The following is a 12,728-nucleotide window of genomic DNA, read 5'->3' as shown; positions in this document are numbered from 1 at the left end:
GTCCGGTGCTCTGAAGCACACAGAATGGAGACAGGCATATGTTGGCAGACGTCTTGCAGAACGAACCGGGTTTCCGCACGGAACAGCCGCGTGTGCTGATCGTGGAAGACGAATTCCTCATCGCCATGGATATAGAGGATTCCATTTTGCAGGCGGAAGAAGAGGCTGATGTCATCGGCATCGCCAACCGGCTGGAAGAGGCCGTGGCGCTTGGCAGCCGCGCCGATATCGCCTTCGTCGACGTCAATCTTGCCGACGGACAGACCGGCCCGGAGATCGGGCGGCGGCTTTCCGAAGACCATGGCGTGGTGGTGATCTTCATGACGGCGAACCCCGAAGTCGTCGTCAATCTCGGCATAGGCGCCGGCGTGATCGCCAAGCCCGTGCCGCAGGATGCCGTGGAGCAGTGCCTTGCTTATGCCCTTGCCAGACGCGCAGGCACCCATGCCGTAACGCCCATCGGCATGATGGCTTTCGACTGAGATAATCCTGAAAATAAAGGGAAGTTTCCGAAAACAAAAAAGCCTGCCGCGGGAGGAGGTGCGGCAGGCTTTTTGAAAAGATGAACAGCGATATGGGAGGAGGAAAACCGCTGTCCCCGAGGCAATCCTTTGGGAGGAGGAGTAGGATCGCCCGCATTACCGAAAGGATGTGGGAGGAGGTACATCCGTTTCGATGATTTGAAGATACCATTTTTCTGCGCGTTTGACAGGCACAAGGTTGCAGCGCAGATATGCGTTTTGTGCATGGCAATATTCATCGTCGAAAATTCCTGGCGATTGGTTCGCTTCAGTCGTCCTCAGGCGTGGAATGACATCGCTTTGCACATACTCAACGTCATCCTCGGGCTTGACCCGAGGATCCTGACCCGTGGAAAGCAATGGATCCTCGGGTCAAGCCCGAGGATGACGGAGGAGAGGCCTCCAAAACAAAAACGCCCGCAAAGCAGGCGTTTGGGCATTCAATAGCGGCAATATCGTTATGATTACTTACCGACGGCGGCGCGGGCGACGCTGGTGATCTGGCTGCGATCGATACCGAGATCGTGCAGTTCACGGCTGCTCATACGGCCGAGTTCGTTGATGGTCTGACGATATTTGCGCCAATTGTTGAAGCTGCGTGCTACGTTCATGACATTACCCTTTCTGAGGTTTAGGTGACGTCAGTAACGTTTTCGTCCCGGCGTCCTTTGATGTCCTCTATATGCGCTTTTCGGTGACGAATTAACAGGCAGAATAAGGCAATCCACCCATGCACTGCATGCACGGGTTCCCCATGACGGTTTGCGGCGAAAAAGAAACGTGACTGAAATTCAGACAGTTCACCGGGCGTGGGACCATCCCTGCCGCTCAGAACTTGTAGCGGACGCCGAAGACGTTGGCGTTTGTGGCGCCTTTCATATTGCCCAATGTTTTGCCACCGCCGGAACGGTGGTGAAGACGCCAGAAGAATTCCGTCGAGGAATCCTCGCTGAAGGACACGTTGATTTCCGGCCCCAGATAAAACAGGACATTGGCATTGCCGTCGTCCTTGATTTCCTGTTCGCGCTCGCGGCCCCGCTGCGCATCCGTGACAAGGCTGAGGCCGGCGGTAAAGCTTGGCGTGATGAACAGCCGCTCTCCGAGCCTGATCTGCTCGTAACGCGCAACCGAACCCACCCAGACTTCACCCGTAAAGCCCTTGCCAAATCTGGCAGCGGCGCCGATTTCGCCGCCGAGTTTCACGTTGCCGATATGGTAGGGATAAAACTGGTAGCCGCCGCCCAGAATGGCGTTGCGCTCATATTCCACCGGAAAGAGGGCTGCACTTTTCAGCATGTCTTCTTTCGTCATGGCGCCGCCAAAACCGAATATCGCTTCGCTCGTCTCCGACGTCATATCTTCCGACGCGAGGGATGGTGTTGCCGCCAGAGCGATCATGGCTGCCAGTGAAAGACGTGCTGCAATATTCATTTTGCTACTCCTGAACAAAGCCCGCTTACCCAGCCGTCCTCATAGGCATATTCACGGAAGGCGAACATACCGTTACCGAACACAATTAATTCAACTTGCGTGGAAATGGGCAGAACAAGCGGAAAATCCGGCTGTCGTCAGCGCAGGAACCGCCTGAAACGGCGAAGCGCAAAAACGAAGAGCGCGGAGCCGATGGCCAGCAGCGCCAGCAATTGCGGCCAGACCACATCCAGCCCCGCCCCTCTGAAAAGCACCGATTGCGCCAGAATGACAAAATGGGTGTTTGGCGCAAGAAGCATGATGTACTGGATGATATCAGGCATGCTTTCACGCGGCGTCATGGCGCCCGAGAGCACCTGCAGCGGCAGCAGGAACAGGATCAGCAACATGCCGAATTGCGGCATGGAACCGGCGACGGTCGCGAGGAATATGCCCATTGAGGTCATGGCGAAGAGCTGCAATGCCGTTCCGAGCAGGAAAAGCGAAAGCGAGCCTTCGATCGGAATGGCAAGCAGCCCCCTGACGACGACAAAGAGTGAAAACGCAGAAGCCACCAGCACGACAAGGCCCATGGACCAGACCTTGCTGAGCATGATTTCCAGCGGCGTGACCGGCATGACCAGCAGATGCTCGACCGTGCCATGCTCCCGCTCGCGAATGAGCGCCGCCCCCGTCAGCACGATCGACAGCATGGTGATGGCGGTGATGATGTTGTTGATCGAGCCGAACCAGGACTTGTCCAGCTCCGGATTGAAGCGGGAGCGCAGGGTGAGGTCCACCGGCACCGAAATCGCACCGCGATAACGGTTGACATATTCCTGAACTTCGCTCGTTACGATGCTCTGCACATAACCGCCGCCGCTGAAGGCCTGGCTCATGCGGGTGGCGTCGATATTGAGCTGGATGGCGGGTTGTTGGCCCGCCATCAGCCGGCGCTGGAAATCCGGCGGGATGTTGAGCGCGAAAGTATCGAGGCCCGCATCCATGCGCTTGTCCATTTCCGCGATGGAAATCTGCTTCGGCGGCGCGAAATAAGGTGGATAAAACGCCGTGCTGATGCGGCCGGAAAGCGGCGATTGATCCTCATCGACAATGGCGATGGCGGCATTGTTGAGCGTTTCCGGCAGCGCGCTGGAGCCGGTATAGATCTGCAGCGTGAAAGCATAGACGATGAGGAGCAGCAGCATGCCGTCACGCGCAAGGCCGCGCAGTTCCTTGATGCCGAGCTGGAAGATGTTGGACGAAAACAGCCTCATGACGCCTGTTTCCTCAAAAGTGCGGCACCGGCAATGAGCAGCAGCGGAATGGCTATGAGAAGCGGCAGGAACGAGCCGGAAAGCCCGGCGAAATCAAGCCCCTTCGAGAAGGTCCCACGCGAAATGGTCATGAAATAGGTCGCGGGATAGATGTTGCCGATAAAGGCGCCGGCACCCTGCAGCGATGAGACGGGATCAATCATGCCGGAATATTGCGTGGCCGGAATAAGCGTCAGCAGGGCCGTGCCGAAGATCGCCGCGATCTGGCTCTTCATGAAGGACGACATGAGAAGGCCAATGGAGGTGGCGATGATGACGTAGAGCAACGCTCCCGCCGCATAGGTGAGATAACTTCCGGTGAAGGGTACCTGGAAGACGAAGACCGCAAATGCCGTCAGAAGCAGGAAGTTGAGCATGCCGAGGGCGACATAGGGAAGCTGTTTGCCGATCAGGAATTCCAGCCGCGTGGTTGGCGTCACATAAAGATTGACGATGGAGCCAAGCTCCTTTTCCCTGACGACGCTGAGGGCCGCCAGCATGGCGGGAATGAGCATGAGCAGCAGCGGAATGACCGCCGGCACCATGGCGACGAGGCTTTTGACATCAGGATTGTAACGATACCGCGTTTCGATGCTGAAGCTGTTTTGCGTGGCGGCGCTGCCGTAAATCTCGGCGGCCTTGCGCGCCAGCCATGTCTGGTGCATGCCCTGCACGTAACCGCGCACCGTCTCGGCCCGCTGCGGCATGGCGCCGTCGATCCAGGCGCCCACCTCCACCGTCTTGCCGCGCAAGACATCCCGGCCGAAACCGGGGGGAATTTCAATGGCTAGGCTGAGTTCCCCATCACGCATCCGCCGGTCCATATCGGCATAATCGCGGATCGGTTCCTTTTCAATGAAATAACGCGAGCCGGCGATATCGAGCACATAATCCCGGCTGATGGTGGAATCGTCACGGTCCAGCACCGCAAAGGTCAGGTCCTCGACATCGAGATTGATACCGTATCCGATGACGAACATCAGGATGACGCTGCCGAGCACCGCCAGCGTGCCGCGAATGGGATCACGCTGCAATTCCAGCGCCTCACGGCGGGTATAGCTGAACATGCGCCTGAAATCGAAAAACCTCTTGCGGACGGGGGCGGCATGTTGTGTCGTGGGCACCTCAGTTGCCGGAGCCGACGGTGCCACAGGTTCCACTTTTTTCACACCCGAGGCATCCTCGAGATAGGCGACGAAAGCCTCTTCAAGCGTTGCGGCATTTCGGCTCTTGGTGATCGCATCAGGCGTATCGCTGATCAGCACCTTGCCGGCATGCATCAGCGAAATACGGTCACAGCGCTCCGCCTCGTTCATGAAATGGGTGGAGATGAAGATGGCGACATTGTCGTTGCGCGAGAGATCGGCGAGGATTTGCCAGAACCCGTCGCGCGCCACCGGGTCGACACCGGAGGTCGGCTCATCGAGGATGAGAATGTCAGGCGAATGGATCATCGCCACCGCCAGCGACAGCCTCTGCCGGATGCCGAGCGGCAGGTCGTCCGGCAGCGTCTCCATGACCGCGCCAAGATCGAAGCGCTCGGCCATTTCAGCAATACGCGGCTGAATGGTTTCTTCCGGCAGCTTGAACAGGCGCGCGTGAAGATCGAGGTTCTGCCGCACCGTCAGTTCTGAATAAAGCGAAAAGGCCTGGCTCATGTAACCGACGCGATGACGGATCGCCATGTCGCTGGCATCCACTTTGTGCCCGAAGAGCTTGGCCTCGCCTTCGCTGGCCGCCAGAAGCCCGGTCAGCATCTTCATGGTCGTGGATTTTCCGCAGCCATTGGAGCCGAGAAAACCGAAAATCTCGCCGCGCGGAATCTTGAAGCTGACATTGTCGACGGCGGTGAAATCGCCGAAGCGCATGCTGAGATGCGACGCCTCGATGGCGTAATCGCCCTCACCGGTCACCTTGCGCGGCGCGATATGGACCTCGTGGTAACCCTTGCGCTTTTCTTCGGGAAGAAGCGCGATGAAGGCTGCATCGAGATTGGGTGCCGAAGTGCGCTCGAGAAGTTCGGCGGGCGAACCGGTAGCCAGTATTTTGCCGCCATCCATGGCGACCAGCCAATCGAAACCGGCGGCCTCTTCCATATAGGCCGTGGCGACGATGACGCTCATGCCCGGACGCCCGGCCCGGATGGAATCGATCAATTCCCAGAACTGCCGGCGCGACAACGGGTCTACGCCTGTGGTCGGCTCATCGAGGATAAGCAGGTCCGGATCGTGGATCAGCGCACAGCACAGCCCCAGCTTCTGTTTCATGCCGCCGGAAAGCTTCATCGCGGGGCGATCGGCGAATGGTTCGAGGCCGGTACTCTTCAGCAATTCGGCAATGCGCGCCTGCCGCTCCCTGCTGCCCTGTCCGAACAGCCTGCCGAAAAAGTCGATATTTTCGAAGACGGACAGGGTGGGATAAAGGTTCTTGCCAAGACCCTGCGGCATATAGGCGATGCGCGGGCAGGTATCCTCACGGTGACGCGGATCGGACATGTCGCCGCCCAGAACCTCTACCTTGCCCTTCTGGATGGCCCGCGCGCCGGAAACGAGCGACAAAAGGCTCGATTTGCCAACACCGTCAGGCCCGATAAGCCCTATCATCCGCCCTGCGGGAATCTCGACCGATATATCGGCCAGCGCAATGGTACTTCCGAAGGTCAGCCGCACATCGGTCAATCGCGCGACCGGTGCGTTCCTGTCATTCGTTGCGGGAGGCGCGACCATGGTGGCCACCGTCACTTGACGAGATTGCGTTCGAGATTTTCCGGCCAGGCGGCCTGCGGATCAAGCCGGACATAGGCCATGCCGGGCAGTCCGGTTTTGACATATTGGATATATTTCTGCAGCAGCTCCTGCGGGATTTGCGCCCGCACCCGGAATGTCAGCTTCTGGCGTTCCTCTTCGGTTTCAACCGTTTTCGGCGTGAACTGCGCGACATCGGCGACGAAGGAAACTTTCGCCGGAATGGTATATTGCGGGGCGGCGTCCAGTATCAGGCGCACATCGGAGCCCATGGATGTGCGGCCAGCCTCGGCCGTCGGCAGGAAGAACGTCATGTAAACGTCTCCGAGATCGACGAGGTTCAGAACCCGTCCACCGGCGGAAAGCACCTCTCCGGGCTGGGCGATCCTATATTGCACGCGGCCGTCGCGGGGCGATTTCAGCGTCGCATCGGCTATGTCAGTCTCAATACTTTCAATATCGGCCTGCGCGGCATCAACCGCCGCCTCGGCATCAACGATCTGCGCTTTGGCGGCATTGATTGCGGCGTCGGAGGCAGCAAGCGAGGCCTGCGCGGAGGCGAGCGTGGCGCGGGCGGATTGCTCGGCGGCTTCACTGTCGTCGACGATCTGTTGCGAGACGGCGTTGCCCGTCAGCAGCTGCTTCGAGCGCGCATAGGTCTTGGAGGCGGAATCAAGCTGGGCCTTGCGCTGTTCCACTATCGCCAGCGCCGAGGTCTTTTCCGCCTCCCGCTGGGCGACAAGGCTGTTGGCCGTATCGATTGCTATTTTCGCACGGCGGAACTGTGCTTCGGCCTGACGCTTCCGCGCTTCCAACTGGGCGGTGTCCATCTGCGCCAGCACCTGCCCGGCCTTCACGAAATCGCCTTCGCGCACCATGATGTCCTGAAGGCGGCCGGCGGTTTTGGTGGAAATATCGATCTCGACCGCCTCGATCCGGCCGTTGCTGGACGCGAAACCGGAAGGCAGCCCCTCCCCCTTCAGCTTCGACCAGGCAAAGTAAGCGGCAATGGCAACAACCAGAACCACCAGACCAATGAGCAAGCCTTTTTTAGACATCCGTCTTCCCCATGAACCCTTCAGGTTTCAACCGTAATACGTAAAAACCGAAGAAGCCAGCCACCATCGCGTTTAGAATCTGTGCCCGGTATTTCTCCTGTTTAAGGGAATGGACCGGGTCATGGGCTGTTTAGGTGTCGTGGTGTTTTGTGGCCTTGACACAAGTCAAATGCCTTGAGGGTTTGCAAACCGTAGAGGTTGCAAAGCCCTATGAAACCGCCTCGTTTGGCAAAGCCGCATCATCCGCACCCCGTCACCCCGGACTTGATCCGGGGTCTAGCGCGATCAAGTCCTTGATCGCAGGAGAATCCTCTCACGGCGCAGACGCGCCGTGGCTGGATGCCGGATCAAGTCCGGCATGACGGAGGAGAGGGTCTGTACTTAAATAGCCAAAGGCCGCAGGGTGAAGCCCGCGGCCTCGTATTTATCGTAGCGACCGCGCCTCACACTGCGCGCACCCGCTTCATCTCCGCCTGCGTCCATTCCGGCAGCCAGTCGCGATGGGCCAGCAGCAGATCGTCCACCAGCGACCATATCTGGTCGAGGTCAAGTTCGGCTGCCGTATGCGGATCCATCATCGCGGCATGGAAGATGTGTTCGCGGTTTTCGCTCATCAGCGCCCGAACCGTCAGCTCCTGGACATTGATGTTGGTGCGCATCAGCGCTGTCAGTTGCGGCGGCAATTCGCCGATGAAGGTCGGCTGTATGCCGTTATGGTCAACAAGGCAGGGCACTTCCGCCGCGCAATCTGATGGCAGCGAGGTGATGCAGCCATTGTTGCGCTGGTTGCCGTAGATGACCGAGGGTTCGCCGGTCCAGACCGAGTTGATGATGGAGGAGGCATATTCCTTCGACTGTTTGACCTCGATCTTCTCGGCCGAGCGATAGGCGGCCGCCTGACCCTTCCAGCGCTCGATCTGTTCGATGCAGCGCTTGGGATATTCATCAAGCGGGATGCCGAATTTCTCGATCAGGTCTTCGCGCCCTTCCTTGATGAAATAGGGCGTATATTCGGCAAAATGCTCGGAACTTTCAGTGACGAAATAACCGAGCCGCGTCAGCATCTCGTAACGCACCTTGTTGGGGCAGCGCGGGTTCCAGCCGGGTTTTGGCGCTCGGCCTTCGCGATAGGCGCGCACGAGATCGGGATAAAGGCTCCTGTAGCTGCCATCCGGCTGGCGATGTTCGAATTCGAGGAAGAACGCCATGTGATTGATGCCCGCCGAACGGTAACGGATTTCCTCGTAAGGGATATCGAGATCATGGGCGAGTTCCATGGCCGTGCCCTGAACCGAATGGCAAAGGCCCACCTGCCGGATCGTCGGATATTTCTCGGCAATCGCCCAGGTGTTGATCGCCATGGGGTTCACATATTGCAGCATGATCGCGTTCGGGCAGACGGCCAGCATGTCCTCGCAGATCTTCCACAGATGCGGCACGGTGCGAAGACCGCGCATGATGCCGCCGACGCCGAGCGTATCGGCAATGGTCTGGCGCAGGCCATATTTGCGCGGCACCTCGAAATCGGTGACCGTGCAGGGCTCGTAACCGCCGATCTGGAAGGCGACGACGACGAAATCCGCGCCGGCAAGCGCCTTTTTCTGGTCGGTATAGGTCTCGGCCTTCGCCTTCGCCCCCAGCGTCGAAATCAGCTTGTTGACGACGACGGCGCTTTCTTCCAGCCTTTCACGGTTGATATCCATGAGTGCGATGGTGGCGCCCGAAAGGGCCGGACGCTGCAGCACGTCGCCGACGATGTTCTTCATGAACACCGTGGAGCCTGCGCCGATAAATGTGATCTTGGGATCTCTTGCCATGTCTACCTCCGGCATTGGAATTCAAGCGATTTCGAAGGCGGCCCGTACAAGCCGCTGAGTATATTCTGTTTTTGGGTTTGTCAGCACATCCTCGACAGGCCCTTGCTCGACTATCTGCCCGCGCTGCATGACGATGACGCGGTGGCAGAGCGCGCGGACCACTTTCAGGTCGTGGGAGATGAACAGGTAGCTCAGGCCCCGCTCATCCTGCAGCTTGCGCAGCAGATCGATGATCTGCGCCTGCACGGAAAGATCGAGCGCCGAGGTCGGCTCATCGAGCAGGATGAATTCCGGCTCCAGCGCCACGGCACGCGCAATGGCGATGCGCTGGCGCTGGCCGCCTGAGAACTCATGCGGGAAACGTGAGAGGATGTTGCCGGGCATGCCGGCCGCCTCAAGCGCATCACGCACCCGGTCCAGCCTTTCTGCCTTGGTCCGGCCAAGGCCGTTGATGATCAGCCCTTCCTCGATGATCTGGCCGATGGTCATGCGCGGATTGAGCGACGCGAAGGGGTCCTGAAACACGATCTGCATGCGCGAACGCAGGGGCCGCATTTCAGCGCGGGAGCGGCCGTCGACCCTCTCCCCGTCAAAGATCACCTCGCCGCCCACCGGCTCGTTCAGCCGCAGCAGCGATTGCCCGAAGGTCGTCTTGCCGGAGCCGGATTCACCGACGAGCCCTAGAGTCTCGTGTCTGTTGAGGGTGAGCCCCAGACTGTCGACGGCGATCAGTTCCTTCAATTCGGGTTTGAACAGCCCGCCATAACGCATCATGAAGGAGACGCGCACGCCGTTTGCCGTGAGCAGCACGCCGGAATTCTCCGGCAGCGGCTTTGCCGTTCCCTGCGGTTCGGAAGCGAGCAGCCTTTTCGTGTAGGGGTGTTGCGGTGCTGCAAACAGCCGCTCGGTGGTGTTATGTTCGCGCATCTCGCCATGCTGCATGACGTAAACGTAATCGGAAAACTGCTTCACGATCGTCAGATCATGGGTGATGAGAACCACGGCCATGCCGCGTTTTTTCTGCAGATCGCGGATAAGGTTGAGTATCTGCGCCTGCACCGTCACATCCAGCGCTGTGGTGGGTTCATCGGCAATCAGCACGTCAGGATCGTTGGAGAGCGCCATGGCGATCATCACACGCTGTCGCTGGCCGCCGGAAAGCTGGTGCGGATATTGTTTCAGCCGTGCTTCCGGCTCCGGTATCTGCACCTGCCGCAGAAGATCGAGCGCCCTCGCCTCGGCTTCCTTGCGGCTCAGTTTCGAATGAACCCGGATCGCCTCGACGATCTGGCTGCCGATCGTATAGATCGGGTTCAATGAACTCATCGGCTCCTGAAAGATCATCGAAATGCGGTTGCCACGCAGCGCCCGGCGCTGGCGTGACGAGAATTTCAGGATGTCCTCGCCGTTGAAGCGCACGACTGCCGATTTCGAAATCGTTGCCCGCTTCGTCAGAAGGCCCATAACGGTGCGAGCCGTGACGGATTTCCCCGAACCGGATTCACCGACGATGGCAATCGTCTCGCCGCGATAGAGCTGGAAGGAAATATCCTTCACCGCCTCCACCGTTCCGTGCTCCACCTTGAAGATCACGGCAATGTTGCGGGCATCGATGATGGCGTTGTCCTTGCGGTCATCGGCGTCGAGACGAATCGCGGGGGCGTAGGCGTTGTTCTTGCTAGCTACCATGTCACGCTCCTCTCAATAGGGATCGACGGCATCGCGCAGGCCATCGCCCAGCGCGTTGAAGGCAAAGACCGTGACCAGCACGAAACCGACCGGCGCGAGGATCCACGGATAGGAACCGATGACGGAATAGGTCGCGGTATCCTGCAGCATCAGCCCCCAGGAGATGAGCGGCGGTTTCACCGCAAAACCGAGGAAACCGAGGAAGGATTCGAGCAGCACGACGCTCGGAATATGCAGGGTGACGGCGACGATCACGTGGCTCATCACATTCGGCAGAATGTGCTGGAAAATGATGCGCCGGTCGGTGGCCCCGACGGCAATCGCCGCCCGGACATAATCGATACGCGCCAGCGCCAGCGTCTTGCCGCGCACCTCGCGTGACATCTGCGCCCAGCCGAGCGCCGACATGACGCCAACCACGAAGACGAGGAAAACGGTGGTCGGTGCGGTGACGGGAATGAGCGATGTCAGCGCGAGATAAAGCGGCAATTGCGGAAAGGCGAGCACCACCTCCACGAAGCGCTGCACCCAAGCATCCAGCGGCCCGCCGAAATACCCTGATATCAAGCCGACACTGGTGCCGATGACGGTGACGATGGCAACGACGCTAAGCGCAATCGCGAGCGAGATGCGCGAACCATATATGGCGCGCGACAGCACATCGCGCCCGAACTTGTCGGTTCCGAGAAAATGCACCGGCTGGCCGTCGGTCGAGCCGAAGAAGTGACGGCTCATCGGGATGAGGCCCAAAAGCCTGTATTCCGCGCCTTTGACGAAGAAGCCGAGATAGACGGGATTGTCGTAGTCCGGCCCGACGATAGGCTGGAACGTCACCGGATCGAGTTCTTCGGTCTCGGCAGTCGCATAAACCCGGGGGAAAGGACTGATATTGCCGTCCTTGTCAGAAAAACGCACCACCTGCGGCGGCGAGAAGCTGGCATTGGTTTCCAGCGGGTTCATCGGCGCGAAGAAATCGGCGAAAATTGCGATCAGGATCAAGAGCACGACCAGCACCAGCCCCAGCATGCCGGTGAAGGACCGCCTTAGACGCCGCCATACCAGGGCGAGATAGGACTCGTTGCCCTGCGTGCCGCGTTCGGGCTTGGGGGTGGCGGTGGTTTCGGTCTTCATGTTGTCAACGGCCACCATCTCAAGCCCTCCCGAATTCGCGAACGCGCGGGTCGAGCATGGCGAGCAGCATGTCGGCGATGATGTTGCCGACGATCAGCGTGGCGGCGAGCACCATCATGAAGGTCGCGGTGACGTAGACATCCCCCACCGCCATGGAGCCGACAATGGCCGGACCGACGGTCGGCAGCGCGAAGATGATGGCGGTCTCGATTTCGCCGCTCAGCATATAGGGCAGCACAACGCCCTGATACATGACGAGCGGGTGCACCGCATTCGGCACGGCATGGCGCATGATGACCGCGCCTTCCGAAAGACCCTTGGCGCGCGCCGTTTCCACATATTGCGCATTCAGCGTATCGAGCAGATTGCCGCGCATCACCCGCATGTTGTAGGCGAGGCCGCCGAAGACGGCGATGGCGACGACCGGCCAGACATGGCTGACCAGATCGACGAACTTGCCCCACGACCACGGCGCGCCGCCATATTGCGGTGAGAAGAAGCTGCCGATCTCAGACACATCGAAATGAAACACCATGAGATAGACAAGGATCAGCGCCATCAGGAAACGCGGTATCGTCATGCCGAGAAAGGCGATGGTGGAGAGCAGGTTGTCGACCCAGGAATATTGCCGTGTAGCGGCCCAGATTCCGAAGGCGATGCCGAGAACAGATGCAAAGATGTGGCAGACCAGCGCCAGCGCGATGGTGCGCGGCAGGCGTTCGCCAACCACATCGGCGACCGGCTTGTTGTAATAGAAACTGTAACCGAAATCGCCGCGGGTGATGATGCCGCCGATCCAGTTGAAATATTGAATGACAAGCGGCTTATCGAGGCCGTGTTCGATACGGTACGCCTGCGCCTGCGCTTCCGCCTGCTCGAAGGACGCTCCACCCTGGTTCATCAGCTGTGAGCGGATGTAGTCTGCATAATCTCCGGGCGGCGCCTGGATGATGGCGAAAGTCACCACGCTCAGGATCAGCAGCACCGGAATGGCGGAGCCTATGCGTATCGTCAGGAATCTCAGCATCGAACGGTCTTCCTC

At 59.2% G+C, this 12,728-nt stretch carries 10 protein-coding genes; 1 reads left to right on the top strand and 9 read right to left on the bottom strand.

Annotation, left to right across the window (positions count from 1 at the left end; genetic code table 11):
• Nucleotides 1-38: 38 nt before the first annotated feature.
• Nucleotides 39-482, top strand: coding sequence for a response regulator (locus AC5I5B_RS22580; RefSeq protein WP_003505649.1), 444 nt, complete (start codon nt 39-41; stop codon nt 480-482).
• 503 nt (nt 483-985) lie between these two features.
• Here AC5I5B_RS22580 and AC5I5B_RS22575 read toward each other — a convergent pair.
• The 9 genes from AC5I5B_RS22575 to AC5I5B_RS22535 all read right to left on the bottom strand — a co-directional run bounded on the left by AC5I5B_RS22575 (nt 986) and on the right by AC5I5B_RS22535 (nt 12,713).
• Nucleotides 986-1,132 carry a DUF1127 domain-containing protein gene (locus tag AC5I5B_RS22575; RefSeq protein WP_003505647.1) on the bottom strand — a complete coding sequence of 49 codons (147 nt, stop codon included), beginning with the start codon at nt 1,130-1,132 and terminating at the stop codon, nt 986-988.
• Between the two features lie 217 nt (nt 1,133-1,349).
• On the bottom strand, nt 1,350-1,952 hold the full coding sequence (locus AC5I5B_RS22570; RefSeq protein ID WP_162686251.1) for a hypothetical protein: 603 nt from the start codon (nt 1,950-1,952) through the stop codon (nt 1,350-1,352).
• A 137-nt stretch (nt 1,953-2,089) separates the two neighbouring features.
• Nucleotides 2,090-3,208 (bottom strand): ABC transporter permease, encoded by a 1,119-nt coding sequence (locus tag AC5I5B_RS22565; protein ID WP_003505644.1) that lies wholly within the window; start codon nt 3,206-3,208, stop codon nt 2,090-2,092.
• Entirely contained in the window at nt 3,205-5,973 is a 2,769-nt protein-coding gene (gene rbbA, locus AC5I5B_RS22560; RefSeq protein WP_174054836.1) for a ribosome-associated ATPase/putative transporter RbbA, read from the bottom strand. Before rbbA ends, AC5I5B_RS22565 begins: the two co-directional genes overlap by 4 nt.
• 11 nt (nt 5,974-5,984) lie before the next feature.
• Nucleotides 5,985-7,049: an HlyD family secretion protein gene (locus AC5I5B_RS22555; protein WP_003505642.1), complete on the bottom strand. Its 1,065-nt coding sequence runs from the start codon at nt 7,047-7,049 to the stop codon at nt 5,985-5,987.
• A gap of 443 nt (nt 7,050-7,492) precedes the next feature.
• On the bottom strand, nt 7,493-8,866 hold the full coding sequence (locus tag AC5I5B_RS22550; RefSeq protein ID WP_087747010.1) for an alpha-glucosidase/alpha-galactosidase: 1,374 nt from the start codon (nt 8,864-8,866) through the stop codon (nt 7,493-7,495).
• 21 nt (nt 8,867-8,887) lie between these two features.
• Nucleotides 8,888-10,555, bottom strand: coding sequence for an ABC transporter ATP-binding protein (locus AC5I5B_RS22545; RefSeq protein ID WP_128287055.1), 1,668 nt, complete (start codon nt 10,553-10,555; stop codon nt 8,888-8,890).
• Nucleotides 10,556-10,567: 12 nt separating this feature from the next.
• Nucleotides 10,568-11,704: an ABC transporter permease gene (locus AC5I5B_RS22540; protein WP_020009831.1), complete on the bottom strand. Its 1,137-nt coding sequence runs from the start codon at nt 11,702-11,704 to the stop codon at nt 10,568-10,570.
• A 1-nt stretch (nt 11,705) separates the two neighbouring features.
• Entirely contained in the window at nt 11,706-12,713 is a 1,008-nt protein-coding gene (locus AC5I5B_RS22535) for an ABC transporter permease (protein ID WP_020009830.1), read from the bottom strand.
• Between the last annotated feature and the right edge of the window lie 15 nt (nt 12,714-12,728).

This window comes from Agrobacterium sp. (assembly GCF_059499945.1).
The sequence above is the reverse complement of the archived record's forward strand: the minus strand, read 5'-3'. Positions and strand labels throughout refer to the sequence as shown.

Coding starts and splice junctions, on each gene's coding strand:
- rbbA (WP_174054836.1), bottom strand. CDS start 5,973: ATGGTCGCGCCTCCCGCAACGAATGACAGGAACGCACCGGTCGCGCGA.
- AC5I5B_RS22550 (WP_087747010.1), bottom strand. CDS start 8,866: ATGGCAAGAGATCCCAAGATCACATTTATCGGCGCAGGCTCCACGGTG.
- AC5I5B_RS22555 (WP_003505642.1), bottom strand. CDS start 7,049: ATGTCTAAAAAAGGCTTGCTCATTGGTCTGGTGGTTCTGGTTGTTGCC.
- AC5I5B_RS22565 (WP_003505644.1), bottom strand. CDS start 3,208: ATGAGGCTGTTTTCGTCCAACATCTTCCAGCTCGGCATCAAGGAACTG.
- AC5I5B_RS22540 (WP_020009831.1), bottom strand. CDS start 11,704: ATGGTGGCCGTTGACAACATGAAGACCGAAACCACCGCCACCCCCAAG.
- AC5I5B_RS22535 (WP_020009830.1), bottom strand. CDS start 12,713: ATGCTGAGATTCCTGACGATACGCATAGGCTCCGCCATTCCGGTGCTG.
- AC5I5B_RS22575 (WP_003505647.1), bottom strand. CDS start 1,132: ATGAACGTAGCACGCAGCTTCAACAATTGGCGCAAATATCGTCAGACC.
- AC5I5B_RS22545 (WP_128287055.1), bottom strand. CDS start 10,555: ATGGTAGCTAGCAAGAACAACGCCTACGCCCCCGCGATTCGTCTCGAC.
- AC5I5B_RS22580 (WP_003505649.1), top strand. CDS start 39: ATGTTGGCAGACGTCTTGCAGAACGAACCGGGTTTCCGCACGGAACAG.
- AC5I5B_RS22570 (WP_162686251.1), bottom strand. CDS start 1,952: ATGAATATTGCAGCACGTCTTTCACTGGCAGCCATGATCGCTCTGGCG.